The 14,897-nt window shown below is 40.7% G+C and carries 11 protein-coding genes and 1 tRNA gene; 9 read left to right on the top strand and 3 right to left on the bottom strand.

The window, feature by feature from the left end; genetic code table 11:
* The gene (locus CWD91_RS14510; RefSeq protein ID WP_103441675.1) at nucleotides 1-2,385 is read right to left on the bottom strand and encodes a TonB-dependent receptor; all 2,385 of its coding nucleotides are present in this window, start codon (nucleotides 2,383-2,385) and stop codon (nucleotides 1-3) included.
* Nucleotides 2,386-3,356: 971 nt separating this feature from the next.
* Here CWD91_RS14510 and CWD91_RS14505 point away from each other — a divergent pair.
* The 6 genes from CWD91_RS14505 (at nucleotide 3,357) to CWD91_RS14480 (ending at nucleotide 7,673) form a co-directional block, all read left to right on the top strand.
* Entirely contained in the window at nucleotides 3,357-3,641 is a 285-nt protein-coding gene (locus CWD91_RS14505) for a helix-turn-helix transcriptional regulator (RefSeq protein WP_103441674.1), read from the top strand.
* A gap of 23 nt (nucleotides 3,642-3,664) precedes the next feature.
* Nucleotides 3,665-4,870, top strand: coding sequence for a primase-helicase family protein (locus CWD91_RS14500; RefSeq protein WP_103441673.1), 1,206 nt, complete (start codon nucleotides 3,665-3,667; stop codon nucleotides 4,868-4,870).
* Between the two features lie 208 nt (nucleotides 4,871-5,078).
* The gene (locus CWD91_RS14495; protein WP_103441672.1) at nucleotides 5,079-5,942 is read left to right on the top strand and encodes a toprim domain-containing protein; all 864 of its coding nucleotides are present in this window, start codon (nucleotides 5,079-5,081) and stop codon (nucleotides 5,940-5,942) included.
* An 85-nt stretch (nucleotides 5,943-6,027) separates the two neighbouring features.
* The gene (gene mbpA / locus CWD91_RS14490) at nucleotides 6,028-6,324 is read left to right on the top strand and encodes a mobilization protein MbpA (protein WP_103441671.1); all 297 of its coding nucleotides are present in this window, start codon (nucleotides 6,028-6,030) and stop codon (nucleotides 6,322-6,324) included.
* The gene (locus CWD91_RS14485) at nucleotides 6,321-7,190 is read left to right on the top strand and encodes a relaxase/mobilization nuclease domain-containing protein (RefSeq protein WP_103441670.1); all 870 of its coding nucleotides are present in this window, start codon (nucleotides 6,321-6,323) and stop codon (nucleotides 7,188-7,190) included. The genes mbpA and CWD91_RS14485 overlap by 4 nt, the downstream gene beginning before the upstream one ends.
* Nucleotides 7,191-7,208: 18 nt before the next feature.
* Nucleotides 7,209-7,673, top strand: a complete 465-nt coding sequence (locus CWD91_RS14480; RefSeq protein WP_103441669.1) for a DUF6730 family protein — start codon at nucleotides 7,209-7,211, stop codon at nucleotides 7,671-7,673.
* 252 nt (nucleotides 7,674-7,925) lie between these two features.
* Here CWD91_RS14480 and CWD91_RS14475 read toward each other — a convergent pair.
* Nucleotides 7,926-8,007 (bottom strand) — tRNA-Leu (locus CWD91_RS14475).
* Between the two features lie 111 nt (nucleotides 8,008-8,118).
* On the opposite strand from CWD91_RS14475, the gene CWD91_RS14470 reads away from it, so the two are divergent.
* The 3 genes from CWD91_RS14470 to CWD91_RS14460 all read left to right on the top strand — a co-directional run bounded on the left by CWD91_RS14470 (nucleotide 8,119) and on the right by CWD91_RS14460 (nucleotide 12,735).
* Nucleotides 8,119-9,507, top strand: a complete 1,389-nt coding sequence (locus CWD91_RS14470) for a dipeptidase (protein WP_103441668.1) — start codon at nucleotides 8,119-8,121, stop codon at nucleotides 9,505-9,507.
* A gap of 427 nt (nucleotides 9,508-9,934) precedes the next feature.
* Nucleotides 9,935-10,300, top strand: coding sequence for a BlaI/MecI/CopY family transcriptional regulator (locus CWD91_RS14465; RefSeq protein WP_103441667.1), 366 nt, complete (start codon nucleotides 9,935-9,937; stop codon nucleotides 10,298-10,300).
* A gap of 176 nt (nucleotides 10,301-10,476) precedes the next feature.
* On the top strand, nucleotides 10,477-12,735 hold the full coding sequence (locus CWD91_RS14460) for a M56 family metallopeptidase (RefSeq protein WP_192877677.1): 2,259 nt from the start codon (nucleotides 10,477-10,479) through the stop codon (nucleotides 12,733-12,735).
* A gap of 1,549 nt (nucleotides 12,736-14,284) precedes the next feature.
* On the opposite strand, the gene CWD91_RS14445 is transcribed toward CWD91_RS14460, so the two are convergent.
* Nucleotides 14,285-14,704, bottom strand: a complete 420-nt coding sequence (locus tag CWD91_RS14445) for a CBS domain-containing protein (protein ID WP_103441663.1) — start codon at nucleotides 14,702-14,704, stop codon at nucleotides 14,285-14,287.
* Between the last annotated feature and the right edge of the window lie 193 nt (nucleotides 14,705-14,897).

Below are 14,897 nucleotides of genomic sequence, written 5' to 3'. Positions count from 1 at the left end.
TTAAAAATTGTACCGGAGTCCCAGTTTTGCGTTGGCTCCCTCTCCTACCCCTGTAAAGGTTTTTAAAGGTGAGGCCCACTGAGATCGGGCAGGTAGATAATATTCGTTCAATATATTGTTGACCCCTAAGGAAAGGGATAGGTTCGATTTTAATTGATAGGCCATAGAAAGATTCAGTATAGTATAACCACTCACAGGGAACTGTGTATGTCTATAGGCCCAAGTATCGTTGGCATCGATAAAGGGGTCGAATCGGTTTCTATCACCCAGATTGGTCATTCTAAGCGATGTGTTTAATTTTTCTGTGGGCTGCCAGTTAATATATGTAGTCCATTTTGGAGCGGCTATAACATCACCTCCCAAATATGTCAAGTTATTTTCGTCACCGACACTATGGGTCAGCCCCTCTACGTAAGAATATGAGGTTCCTATTTGCCATTTTTTATCCCAACTATAATAATCCACGGATATCTCACCTCCATAAATTCGTTGTGGTTGTTTTGAGGGTACAAAAGAATTGATCTCATCCACAAATACAACGCCTGTGCCCAGATTGGAAGTACTGTAATAGCCCACTGCCTCCAGCTGAAAGTTATTGAATTTGGATATGAACCCAAATTCATAATTATTGGTGACCGCGGGTTCCAGCTGGATATCATTAATGTTCTCGGCTACGGCAGACCTTAGTATTGAGCCTAAATCAGCAATTGAAAATCCTTGGGAATAGCTTATGTAAGGGGTAAATTCTTGGTGCTCTATATACCGAACCCCTAAGTTAAAGGCCAGATTGTTGAAATTAAGTTTTCCTCCTTCCACAGCTACGGATGGACTGAAATTGCCATCGCTTTTAGCGGAATAGGGAAGGGTATTGTAATCTACGATATCCATATTCATATGGTCATATCGCAAACCTGCTTTAAGAACCCATTGGTTGTTAAGTTTTATGGTAGATTGCGCGTAGGGTGCCCAGTTGATCAATTCAATATTTGGCACCCACAATCTCCCATCCAAAAGCCCTTGATTTGTTTTGTCCTTTAAAAGGTCTACCCCATAGGTCAAGGATATATTTGTTGGGCCATATGAACCAAAACTGGTATTGAAGTTGGGTCTGATACCATATTTTTTGGCATTTATTACGGATTGTCCGCCATTTTCAAATTTGTCGGAATAGAAAAATACGTTCTCAGTGTTTTGATAATAAAGGTCCGTTTCAAAATTGGTAGTTCCCTTGAATATATTGTTGAGACTATATTTTAATTGTCCATTTACCAAGGTCGTCCCAGTAGGTTCTTCCCCGACAATGGTCCCCTTTACGCCGTAACCTGGAACAAGGGAATAATCCCCATCCTCATTAAAGACTTCTACCTCTGCCGCTACCGGAATGAAGGGGCTATCTTGAGCGGAATGGTAGATATTACCACTAAGGGTCAGTTTTTGCCTGTCTGATAGTAAATATTCCAATTTTCCAAATGTGCTGTAGATGTCAGTGTTGTCAAAACCGTAGGTCGGGAGAACAGGAACTCCATCTGCATCGTATTTATTACCTGTTTGTTCCAAACTACCGCTGATGTAGTAACTGAATCTATTCAGGTTTCCCTTAAGGGACTGATGTATGCCCCAGCCCAAGGCGTCATTTGTTTTGGCCAAATTGATTGAGCCCCAGATATTGGTAGTCCCCTCAATTTTTTTATCGGTAGCTGGATTTTTGGTAATATAGTTGATAAAACCACCATTGCCCCCATTACCGAAGATGGACGTGGCCCCTTTAATTACCTCTACACGGCTGATGTCATTGGGATTTACGGATTTCACTCCCAATTGTCCGTTTCTTAAAGGGGTAGATTGTGGGATGCCGTCGACCATGACCAATAGTGAACGCCCTCTTAGGGTTTGTCCCCAATTGGAAAAGGTACCGGTAGAAACAGCAAGTCCCGGGACTGTAAATTCCAGAATTTCGCTGATGTTCGAGGTAGATTGTGTGAACTCCTCCAATTTGGCAAGGCCTACAACGGTAACCGAAGCAGGAATTTCAGAAAGATATTCGGAATGCCTGCTAGCGGAAACCACGACTTCATCCAAACTGTTTAAATCTTCTTTTAAAACCACGTGAAAGGTCATCGAAGTGTCCGGGCCAATGGTGATTTTTTTAGTTTGCAGTTTATAACCCAGCATTCTCAGGACAATTGTCCAAGAGCCTTCCTTGATGTCCGTAATTTCATATTCCCCATTTAGGTCGGTCATGGTGCCTTTCTTCAATTCCTCAATATATACGGTTGCGCCGGTGAGAGGTTGATTGGATTCATCGGTAATCTTTCCTTTAATGCTGGTTTGTGAATATGCGTTAAAAGATAAAAAAAGGGCTGCTGCCCAGGTCACAATTTTCATTCTATTCTTATTTAGATTAATTTAAAATAAGAAGCAAATATAGAATCCAAAAAAATAGTGACAAAGAAATTCCAACATTTATTTATAAAAAGTATTGTTTTAATCAATAGGAATATGTCCAGTGTTACCAAATAGTGGTTACATTTCTCTTTTCAAAGGGAAATATCTTGTTCTGCTTATATATTAAATTGCTATGCCCAACCACAATTCTGGGAATTTAAGACCCCAGTAAACTCCATTCTACATTAGTATAGGCCAGCACCCAAAATTTAAATTAATCTGGTAACATGCAATATGTCCAGGTTTATCAGGTGTTGAAGATTCACTTGGTCAAGACTTTTAATTCTCTAATATTTTTATGTTTGACTTATTCCAAGGGTCAAAAAAGGTAAATTAAAATAGGACGGTTTTAATAACAATAACCAAGGCCTAATTTTCGGCCCCTTTTTACCCTTAGACCGCTAATCCTTATGCTACATTGCTTATTTAAAGCTTCAAAATCCAGATTACTGGGACCGTATCTTTCTGTCTTATTCCTCCCTGGTAAAAGTTCCTATTAAATATTATACCTAAGAATGTTAATTCCAAGAAGATTATTTTATAAAAAACATTATCGCAATATGAAATTAGAGCCTTGTAGAGACACAAAATTTGCCCTATTAAAAGTCTTTTTCGACTGCTCCCTAAAATTTAATTGTTAATAACTACGGATATTCAAATAAATGGTCGTTTGTACGGTGATTTTTTTAGACATCATTTGATATCATATGACATCAAATAAAATTATTTGGGACACGAGGTAATATTATTTGTGTTAATTTGATGTAATTTGCTGTTCTTCAATTAGTTGTGAATAACTTATTTTGTTTCCCCTATTCTTTCCTTGCCTATTTCCATACCTTTATACCTACCACATAGCTGTGGGAAAACAAAAGCGCTTTTGTTCATTTTTAATCTTAAAATCAAATAAAATGGACAAAATTAAATTGGAAGAAAAACTAGATAGAATTGAAAGTCTATTATTGGGTACCAAAAAAGTACTCACCATGGAAGAAGCTTGCGACTACACAGGTATTTCCAGAAGTTATCTCTATAAACTTACCTCAAGGGGAGAAATTCCTTATAGCAAACCTAATGGCAAATTGATTTTCTTCGATATCGATATGCTAAACAAGTGGCTGTTACAAAAAGAACAGGAATCAAATGGGGAGATTGAGGGTATAGCCAATAATTCTGTACCTGGTCGAAGGCTATAATTTCAACATCAAAACCTTGGCCTATGGAAACTATACCCTATTTAAGGGTCGGTACCACTTTTTACAAGCTGGTACGGGCACCGACCATTTCCGGACATTTTAATGAGCACTTGGTACCGTGGAACGAGCATACCATTAAACAGGACCATGGCAAGGATTACCTTAGCAAGGTACCCAAATACGATGGGTTCACCTGTATACCGAACCACATCGATTTCAAACAGGAATACCAAAATTTTTATAATACCTATTCCCCCTTGGGCAAAGAACCGAAAGAGGGGGACGTCTCGACCTCCCTGGGATTTATCCGGCATATTTTCGGGGGCCACTATGAGCTGGGACTGGACTATTTTCAATTGCTATACACCAAACCGGTACAGATGTTGCCCATACTGTGCCTGGTCTCCAAGGAGCGATCCACAGGGAAGAGTACCTTTTTGAAATGGCTAAAGGCTATTTTTGAGAACAACCTTACCTACCTGACCAATGACAGCTTTGGTAGCCAGTTCAATGCCGACTGGGCCAACAAACTGCTAATCTGTATCGATGAAGTGCTGTTCAATAAGGAAGAGCTTACCGAACGGATCAAATACCTGAGCACCACCAATATCAACAAGTTGGAGGCCAAGGGGAAGGACAAAAGGGAAGTGGAATTCTTTGGCAAGTTTATCCTTTGCAGCAACAATGAGAACAACTTTATTAAGATAGATGGGAACGAGACCAGGTTCTGGGTATTGAAGATACCCCATCTGCAGAAAGAGAATACCCATTTTTTGGAAGCCCTTATTGAAGAAATACCCGCTTTCCTATATTTTCTGAAGGGTCGTACTCTGACCACACGGCATATCACCCGCATGTGGTTCTCTCCTGGGCAGATCAAAACACCTGCCCTGAAGAATCTGGTGAGGCACAACCGTAACCGGGTGGAAAAGGAATTGGCCTCATTGTTACTGGGAGCCATGGAGCATTTTGATATTACGGAAATAAACATATGTCCCTTGGATGCCCTCCAGCTATTGTGCCGTACACGCTTAAAGACCGATATTACCCATTTAAGGCGAATGCTGAAGAAAGATTGGAAACTGGAGAACAAGGACAATACCCTCAGCTACTATAAATTAGTTATCTGGCAGGATGCCACCATGCATTTGATGGAAGCCAAGGGACGCTATTTTACGGTGGAGAAATCCTTTCTGCTGGAAAATTTTGATGAATCGATGACAGATTGATGTGAGGTCAATGCCCGTCGATGTAGGTGCGCTCATCATTATATCATCATTTGTTCATCAAAATAAAAAGTGATGACGACCAGGAAAACCTAAAACCATAATAGTGATGAATCGATGAATGTTTTGATGACCGGAAAAGCACCGTGGATAGGGGCTTTGGGACGGATTGTCATCAAAACATCAAAAAAATGGTTAAAAAGTATTGCTAATGAAAAGAAAAAGATCCCATAAACTATCGTGCGAAAGAGCCCGAGCCTTTCCTATCGAGAAAGCGCTGGCAAAACTCGGGCACTTTCCTATCAGATCAACGGAGAAAGAAGCTTGGTTCCTGAGTCCTTTCAGGTCAGAAACCCAAGCCTCTTTCAAGGTTTCCAGGCTATTGAACAGATGGTACGACCATGGGGCGGGGAAAGGGGGCAACGTGATCGACCTGGTATGTCTTCTGAACGGAACATCGGTAAGGGAAACCTTGGACTGGTTGGAAAACGGCCAGATCTCTTTTTCTTTTCACCAGCAACTTTTTAAAGGATTTGACGAGGATGGGATCAAAATTAGGGATGTAATGGAACTGCGCCATCTTGCCCTCCAGGAGTATGTGGAGATAAGAGGGATTTCCCTAATAATGGCCAAGACACTCTGCAGGGAGGTCCACTATAGTTTGAGGGATAAAACGTACTTCTCCATCGGGTTACAGAACGATTCCCATGGATGGGAGCTAAGGAACAAATATTATAAGAACTCCAGTTCCCCAAAGGATATGACATACATCAATTATGGTAACCGTGGTCTTGTCATCACCGAGGGTATGTTCGACATGTTGAGCCTTTTGGAACGGGACAAAGAACCAAGAGAGGGGAACGACCTTCTGATATTGAACTCCCTGGCCTTTGTAGAAAAAGCGTTTGGACTATTGGAAAGCTATGAATCTGTACAGCTATACCTGGACAATGACAAAGCCGGTAAAAGAGCAGTGGAAATATTGCTGGAACAGAGCCCAAAATGCAGGGACATGTCAAACTTGTACAAGGATTTTAAGGATGTGAACGCATGGTGGATGTCGGAAAAACTATGACCCATCGGGGAAGGAATTCAAGATGTGTCTTTGTTGCCACAAAGACGATCTTGCTTTGCTCCCGAAGGTCGCAAAGAAGTAAAAAATGAAAAGGACCTATATCAAATTCCGCTGTTCCCTATTCGAGAAGAAACTGCTAAGGATCAAGGCCAAAAAGAGCGGTCTGAGCGTAAGCGAATATTGCCGTCGTGCCGCTTTCGGGGACAAGATCATCGAGCGGTTGACGGAGGAACAGATAGATATCTATAAGATGCTGATCAAGTATGCGACCAACTTTAAACTGATCGGGAACATGTTCCGAAAACGAAATCCCAAACTTGCAGAAGAGGTCACAAAACTGGCCGAAGAAATACGGGACCACCTTTATAATTTCAAAAAATGATAGGCAAGGGCAAATCCATATCGCACACCGGGGCTTCCATGTCCTATGGCTGGAACCAAGAGAAGGATGCCGAGGTGATATTCTCCCAGCATCTGGCCGGGGAAAACCCCGAACAGATTACGGAGGAATTCAAGATCATCCAAGGGCAGAATGCCAGGTGCACGAACAATACCTTGAGCTTTGTCCTCAGCCCGACCATCGAGGACGGAAAGGAACTGAACGCCAAGGCCCTAAAAGAGATTACGGAAAAGTTCCTCAAGGAAATGAAATTGCTGGAGCATCAGGCCATCGGCTTTGTACATAGGGACCAACAACATACCCATGTCCATGTATACGTGAACCGAATCGATTTCAATGGCAAGGCCTATAACGACAGTTTTATAGGAAAAAGGAGCCAGCAGGCAGCGGAACGGGTGGCGGAGAAAATGGGGCTCACCACGGTACGGGAAGTACAATTGGAAAGATTGGAGCAGGTCAGGAATATAAGACAGGAGATCAAACAGGTCCATGACAAAGTAATGACCGAACAACGTCCACAGGAGCTGGACCGGTACATTAAATTGATGAAAGAAAATAATGTAAAGGTAGTCCCCAGCATCAACAAGTCCAACCAACTACAAGGGTTCCGGTTTGAATACAAGGGGCAAAGTCTGAAGGGGAGCGAGGTGCACCGCTCTATGTCGGGCAGTAGATTGGTAATGGGGATCGGGGAACATGCAGGAAGGGGCATAGTCAAAAACAAGGACAATACCGTCAGCCTCATGGGAAAGGCCACACAGCTCAGTGGCAATATAGCGCTAAGATTGGCGAAACAGGTCATCAAACAGGCTATCCAAAAAAGTGCGGGATTCGAGATAGGATATTAATACTAAAACGAAAATAATATGGCAAAGCTGGACGAGATTACGGAACTGTTGACCGACGAACTGGAAGGGTTAAGACGGATGTTGGCGACACTGGATACGCTGAGCAAGGAACTCACCAGTTCCGAAACGGTTAAGGAAATTTCCTCGATTAGAAATGAGCTGAAGGAACTCAACAAAACGCAGGAAGATCATTTTAAAAAGCAGGATGTAAGAACCATCCAAATAGAGGAACAATTGAAGAAGTCACAAATAATCCCCGAATGGCTCTTGTTCATGGTCAATTTGGTTCTTATCATATCCCTGTCCGTTTCTGGCTATTTGGGCTACCAGGTGGCACAGTTCGAGGAAGAAAGGGAGAACGCCTTCGAAGAGGGAAGTGCGTATATTTCAACCGAATTGAAGGGGTACTTTGGAGAACATCCAGAGGCCTATAAGACGTTCTTGGAGTGGTCCAAAAAAGAAGTAAATCCAGATCAAAAGTAGGTTGCGCCCTAATTCGATTTTATTTAACGTTTATCTGCCCGAATACTATAAAATCGAATCAGGATCCATGCGCAAAGTTTTCGGGTAAGATTTGGGTATTAACTCATTTTCGATAAAATTTATTCATTTTGGAATCACATGACATCAAATAATATCATTTAATATTACTATCCAAAAAAAACTAATTTGTGTTACCTATGTGTTACCCAGAACTAAAAAAGCCGACTCCTAAAAGTCGGCTTTCCCTTGTTGTACAGGCGGAGAGACTCGAACTCTCACACCTCACGGCACTAGATCCTAAGTCTAGCGTGTCTACCAATTCCACCACGCCTGCATTTAACCCAATTATTATCGGGATGCAAATATAAAGTAATTTTTCAATTTTAAAATACTTAGGCATTAAAAAGTTCTTTTTTGTAAATTTAGCCTTCAATTAAAACATTTTATGCACGATATTTCGGAGTACCTAGCTAAAAACAAGGAACGTTTTATTAATGAATTGATACAACTCTTAAAGATACCTTCGGTTAGCGCCGACCCGGCTTATTCCCAAGATGTTATCAATGCTTCGGAAGCCGTAAAGGCCTCACTTTTGGAAGCTGGCTGCGACACCGCAGAGATTTGTGAAACCAATGGATACCCCATAGTTTACGGGGAAAAAATAATTAACCCAGAATTACCTACCATATTGGTTTATGGCCATTATGACGTTCAACCGGCCGATCCCATAGACCTTTGGAACTCCCCTCCATTTGAACCCGTTATAAAACCCACCGCCCTGCACCCCGAAGGTGCCATTTTTGCAAGGGGCGCCTGCGATGACAAGGGACAAATGTATATGCACGTAAAGGCCTTGGAATTTATGGTAAAAACCAACCAATTGCCCTGCAACGTAAAATTTATGATCGAAGGGGAAGAGGAAGTCGGAAGCGAGAATTTGGGCACTTTTGTAGCCGAAAACAAAGAAAAGTTGGCCAATGATATCATTTTAATTTCGGATACAGGCATGATTGCCAATAATGTTCCCTCTATTACCACAGGTTTACGGGGACTTAGCTATGTGGAAGTTGAAGTAACCGGACCCAACAGGGATTTGCATTCTGGTCTGTATGGTGGCGCGGTGGCCAATCCAATCAATGTTTTGACCAAAATGATTGCTGCACTTCACAATGAAAACAACCATATCACCATCCCTGGATTCTATGACAAGGTGGAAGACATTTCCAAAGAAGAACGTGCCGAAATGGCCAAGGCCCCTTTTAGCTTGGAGAACTACAAAAAAGCCTTGGATATAAATGCAGTATATGGTGAAAAGGGTTATACCACCAACGAACGCAACTCCATTAGACCTACCTTGGACGTAAACGGAATTTGGGGAGGCTATACCGGAGCGGGAGCAAAAACCGTTATTGCCAGTAAGGCCTTTGCCAAAATTTCTATGCGCTTGGTACCACATCAGGATTGGAAAGAAATAACTGAATTGTTCAAGACCCATTTCGAAAGTCTGGCCACAGACGGTGTCACTGTTAAGGTTACCCCACATCACGGCGGACAAGGATATGTAACACCAATCGACAATAACGCCTATAAAGCCGCTTCCAAAGCCTACGAAACTACCTTTGGCAAGACCCCAATACCGCAAAGAAGTGGGGGCAGTATCCCCATTGTTTCCCTTTTCGAGAAAGAATTGAAAAGCAAGACCATCCTCATGGGATTCGGCCTGGACAGTGATGCCATACATTCGCCCAACGAGCATTTTGGTGTTTGGAATTACCTAAAGGGCATAGAGACCATTCCCTATTTTTATCAATACTTTACGAAATTATCAGAATAAGCAAGAATCATGTTTTTGGGCGTTCCCCTAACGGGTCGCTCTTTCCGCTGTATCTTTTTTGGCTACACCCTGGCCTGTCCATTGTCCTGCAAGGTTTTGGTTCTAATCCTGCAAGGTTTTGGAGGCCTTGCAGGACTGCTTTTTGGGGCCTGACATAAGTCAAAAAAGGATGTCGCTGCAATAGCTAACGCAAATTCAATTGGCAATAAACAATGCCAGCACAACCACAGTATATTATTGTATGGACATTAATTGGTGGCCAATAAACGGTCTTTAACTCATAACCACAAAACCACTTGATGACCCAAGCCATCTTTTTTAATACTCACCACTTTTACACCTTAGTAGACCTCAAAAATTAACACCTCTACATTTGTAGAATAATATTTTTTGTTCTATGTTTGTAGAACACATGGATTAATTGAATATGAAACTCTCAAAAACCGAAGAAGAATTAATGAATCACCTCTGGAAGCTGAACAAAGCTTTTATGAAGGACCTATTGGATGCCTACCCAGAACCCAAACCCGCCACTACAACGGTAGCTACCTTGTTAAAGCGAATGACGGACAAAGGCTTCGTGGGTTATACCCTATTGAATAATGCCAGGGAATATTTTCCTCTGGTAAAGAAAAAGGACTATTTCTCCAAACATTTGAACGGACTCATTAAAACCTTTTTTAATGATAGCACCGCACAATTTGCCTCCTTTTTTGCCCAAGAAACCGATCTTAGCAAGGAAGAATTGGAAGAATTAAGAAACTTGATCGATACAGAAATTAAAAATAAATAGCCATGTTGATCTATCTTTTAAAATTTAGTGCTTGCCTGGCCATCCTCCTTCTGTTTTACAAATTGGTACTGGAACAGGTCCACATTCACCATTTTAAAAGATTTTACCTCTTATCTGCATTTATAATTTCGATTGGTATCCCCCTAGTAACATTCACGCAATACGTTACGGTTGCCATGGAACCCATATTATTTAATCAACACCCTGAACCCAGCGGTATCTATCTTGAGTCACTTCCACGGGCTGAAACCAATATCCTCCCCATTTTGTTGTGGGGCCTATATAGTTTGGGTGTAATTCTTTTTGGTCTCAAGTTTTTTGGTAACCTAAGATCTTTGCTTAAGAGTATTAAAAATAATCCAAAACAAAAATTGGGACGTATCCATCATGTGTTGCTCCAAGAACTTATTGCCCCGCACACATTTTTTAGCTATATTTTCTTCAACAAAAAGAATTATAAAGAACAAAACATTCCTCAAGAAGTTTTTTGGCATGAGGAAACCCATGCCATACAAAAACATAGTTTTGATATCCTACTGTTGGAACTGCTTCAAATTGTATTCTGGTTTCATCCTTTGGTTTACTGGGCAAAACATTTGGTAAAACTCAACCACGAATTTTTAGCGGACCAGGCCGTACTAAAAAACGGGGCAAGTGTTCCCAACTATCAAAACTTGGTATTGGCATTCTCATCAAATGCCGTAGTACCACCATTGGCAAATGCAATTCATTATTCATCAATCAAAAAACGAATCGTCATCATGAAAACAAAAACATCACAAAAAGCCATTTGGCTCAAAGGTTTATTGCTAATTCCATTAGTTGCACTGTTGCTTTACAGTTTTAGCACTAAAGAAATCCTTGAAAAAATAGTGCCTACAGAAACAATAAAATCTCCGATTCAAGAAGATAGTATAATTGGGGCTTCGGAATCAATGATGCGCGAATATCGCAGTTACATTGACAACCTACCAACAACTGATAACGTAATTGTTAAATTAAAAGAACATCAACGCATAGAGGCAATCTATGAATTAATGACGGATGAACAACGGGGTTTAGTCAATGACTATCGCGATATTGTTAGGATACCCAACCTCAATATTTCCAAAACAAAATCAATTAAACCTAGTATATCTCAATTCGAATCATGGAAGGACAATAATAAATTTGCCATTTGGATTGATGGGCTACATGTATCAAACACTGTTTTAAACCAATACAAGTTAGATGATATCATCCATTTCACCTCTAGTTTTGTATATAATAATGCAAGAAGCACTAAATTTCCTCAACCTTATCAGAATCATTTATATACAAAAAATGGATTTGAGGAAACGTATTCCAAACATAATATTAAGGAATACAATAGTCTCTTAAATCGATATACCGAAGAACTAAAGTTGTTCCAAAAGCAAGGTGCATTGGACAATTCTGAATTAAGGATTTTAAAGGTTAGACTAGACCAATTACATAGTAGGTTTTCCTCGGAAGAAATGAATAAATACAACATTCTGCCACTTAAGTCTCTACCTGTAAAGAAGACCCATAGCTTACAATCAGGTAAAAATCAACAGGGAGCTTCTCCAGAGGATGTGGAAGAGTATAATAAGTTGGCAAAAAAATATAACGCCCAACCCCAAGAAAAAAGGGTTGTTCCTCTAAAAGATTTAAAAACCTTGGAAGGTATATACGGGCGAATGACGGATTCGCAAAAAAAGGAGGCACAGCCCTTTCCTGAATGTCCACCACCACCACCACCAATACCCTCAGCCCCTGAACGCTCAATTGAGCCAAGTCAAGCTATTCCTCCTCCACCCCCACCTTATGCCCTTCCCAATGAAGAAAAGCATTCAAAGGTATTACTGGAGGCATTTAAAAAATTCGACAAAAAAGCCAATGCCTATAGCAAAGCAACTGTAGCCTTTACAAAAAAAGGGGAAGGAACCCTCGTTAATCTTCAAACATTGTACGAAGAAACTATGGTCTTATATAACGGTTATGTCGAACTAGCCATAAAAGAAGACCTTATGAAACCCACACGTACTAAATCAACCACTAAAAAAGAAGAGCGAAAAATTGAACCCAAAAAAGCCAACTTAAAGGAGATTGAAAATAACACGAGTGAACAAGATGAAAAAGTGGAAGAAGATAATATGCCATCACCAACCTTAAAAGGTAGCACCCATCAAAAAATAAAGACTGCAAAAGAGCCTTCTGTATATTATGGACATTTGTACACTGTACCTCAACCACCGCCTCAGAAAAATACAGATCCAGTGGAATATATAAAGGAATTGGCCGAAAAAGGAGCCACCTTTTATATTGGCCCCCATCAATACAAGACGGATGAAGCAATCGAATTAGTGAGAAAGAGTAAAGATCCTAGCATTGATGTAAGCGATTACCCTATCGTAAGACTAGGTGGTTGTTAATTGATCAGACTTATGGCAGTCCTGCAAGGTTTTAAAAACCTTGTAGGACTAAAACCATCACTCAACCGAGTTACTTACAAGGTTGGACAATCCTTTCAGGATTAGAAGCAGGCCCAAAAGAAAAAACCAGACAAACTATCATGAACTAACAACATACCTAAAAGGTTATAAAAACCTTGCAGGATTAGAAACAAAATCCGGCAGAGCCGACATACAAGAATACCTACAAGGTTTTGAAAACCTTGCAGGATTAGGGACAGGCCGATAAAAAGCAAAAAAAATGAGGCTGCCGCAACTAACGCAAAAATCAATTAATGATGACACTGGGTTTTTGCAATACTCAAATAGTATAGTTTCTTTCTCGAATATTGGGGGCATCTATTCTGTTTGGTTTACCTGCCGAAAGTAGCTCCCCACCCTGGACAGGGAGGGGTGGATACTTTACCGACAGCGAGTCGGGAAAGGAGACGGGGCGGGTAGAAAGCGCTTAAAATAGATATTGCACTAATAGCCACAGCACAATAGCGCCAGGATACTCACTACCCCTTCCGCCATCCCGACAAAAAGGTCGGGATGCCACCTTCCCCTACATGGGGAAAGAGCTCCCTTGTCCTATCAATCATAAAGCAGTCCTACAAGGTTATAAAAACCTTATAGGACTAAAACCATCACACAACTGAGATCCCTACAAGGCTGGACAAACCTTGCAGGATTAGAAGCAAGCCCATCAGAAAAAACCAGACAAACTATCATGACCTAACACCATACCTACAAGGTTTTAAAACCCTTGCAGGATTAGAAACAAAATCCGGCAGAGCCGACATACAAGAATACCTACAAGGTTTTGAAAACCTTGCAGGATTAGGGACAGGCCGATAAAAAGCAAAAAAATGAGGCTGCCGCAACTAACGCAAAAATCAATTAATGATGACACTCGGTTTTTGAAATACTCAAATAGAATAGTTTCTTTCTCGAATATGAAGGGTATCTATTCTGTTTGGTTTACCTGCCGAAAGTAGCTCCCCACCCTGGACAGGGAGGGGTGGATTCTTTACCGACAGCGAGTCGGGAAAGGAGGCGGGGCGGGTAGAAAGCGCTTAAAATAGATATTGCACTAATAGCCACAGCACAATAGCGCCAGGATTCTCACTTCCCCTTCCGCCATCCCGACAAAAAGATCGGGATGCCACCTTCCCCTACATGGAGAAGGAGCTCCCATGGCCTATCAATCATAAAGCAGTCCTGCATGGTTTTAAAAACCTTGTAGGACTAAAACCATCACACAACCGAGATCCCTACAAGGTTGGACAATCCTTGCAGGATTAGAAGCAGGCCCAACAGAAAAAACCAGACAAACTATCATGACCTAACACCATACCTACAAGGTTTTAAAAACCTTGCAGGATTAGAAACAAAATCCGGCAGAGCCGACATACAAGAATACCTACAAGGTTTTGAAAACCTTGCAGGATTGAGAACAGGACACAAAAAAGCCAAGAGGCCCAAAAATCCTAAATAAAGATTCCAGACCTCATGTCTTTAAGTTATTCTAATATTGTTCCAATAAGTAATTCAATAAATCGGTGGTGGTTACAATCCCTACCAAGTCTCCATTTTCAACAACTGGTAAAGCGTGAAATTCCTTTTTGGCTAATATTTCCGTTACCTCCTTGATACTCAATGTCGGGGAAATATGCACTGGATTTTTTACCATCACTTGTTCAATGTTCAACATATTATAGACTGCGGTGTCTACATGTGAATCATCCTCTCCATAAGTATCTACAAAACTGATCCGCAATAAATCCGTTAAACTTAATATTCCAATAATCTTTTTATTGCTTACAACAGGGATATGGCGAATCTTGTGCTTTTCAAACAATTTTTCCGCATCCAATAAACTATTGGTGTGATTAATTGTAATCAAATCTGTTGTCATAATTTTTGATACCGGCTCTCTTCTTTTCATACTATAATATATTTTTTTTATTAATTAATAGTCCGTTGGCTAAAAAATGGAGTTCACATGTTTAATAAACAGTATTTGAAATCAAATTCAATGGTGCCATTAATTTAAACAACCAACACTATAAATATCGCCATCTTTCCTTACAAAAAACATGATATAAGTCAGCCTAAACAAAGACTATCAGTTATCCCCT

This window comes from Arenibacter hampyeongensis (genome assembly GCF_002909255.1).
GTDB classification, from domain to species: domain Bacteria; phylum Bacteroidota; class Bacteroidia; order Flavobacteriales; family Flavobacteriaceae; genus Arenibacter; species Arenibacter hampyeongensis.
The sequence above is the reverse complement of the archived record's forward strand: the minus strand, read 5'-3'. Positions and strand labels throughout refer to the sequence as shown.

Excerpts from the sequence above, each read along its gene's own strand:
- CWD91_RS14505 (WP_103441674.1), top strand. The coding sequence starts at position 3,357 with ATGGACAAAATTAAATTGGAAGAAAAACTAGATAGAATTGAAAGTCTA.
- CWD91_RS14460 (WP_192877677.1), top strand. The coding sequence starts at position 10,477 with ATGGAACCCATATTATTTAATCAACACCCTGAACCCAGCGGTATCTAT.
- CWD91_RS14500 (WP_103441673.1), top strand. The coding sequence starts at position 3,665 with ATGGAAACTATACCCTATTTAAGGGTCGGTACCACTTTTTACAAGCTG.
- CWD91_RS14495 (WP_103441672.1), top strand. The coding sequence starts at position 5,079 with ATGAAAAGAAAAAGATCCCATAAACTATCGTGCGAAAGAGCCCGAGCC.
- CWD91_RS14445 (WP_103441663.1), bottom strand. The coding sequence starts at position 14,704 with ATGAAAAGAAGAGAGCCGGTATCAAAAATTATGACAACAGATTTGATT.
- CWD91_RS14470 (WP_103441668.1), top strand. The coding sequence starts at position 8,119 with ATGCACGATATTTCGGAGTACCTAGCTAAAAACAAGGAACGTTTTATT.
- mbpA (WP_103441671.1), top strand. The coding sequence starts at position 6,028 with ATGAAAAGGACCTATATCAAATTCCGCTGTTCCCTATTCGAGAAGAAA.
- CWD91_RS14510 (WP_103441675.1), bottom strand. The coding sequence starts at position 2,385 with ATGAAAATTGTGACCTGGGCAGCAGCCCTTTTTTTATCTTTTAACGCA.
- CWD91_RS14485 (WP_103441670.1), top strand. The coding sequence starts at position 6,321 with ATGATAGGCAAGGGCAAATCCATATCGCACACCGGGGCTTCCATGTCC.
- CWD91_RS14480 (WP_103441669.1), top strand. The coding sequence starts at position 7,209 with ATGGCAAAGCTGGACGAGATTACGGAACTGTTGACCGACGAACTGGAA.
- CWD91_RS14465 (WP_103441667.1), top strand. The coding sequence starts at position 9,935 with ATGAAACTCTCAAAAACCGAAGAAGAATTAATGAATCACCTCTGGAAG.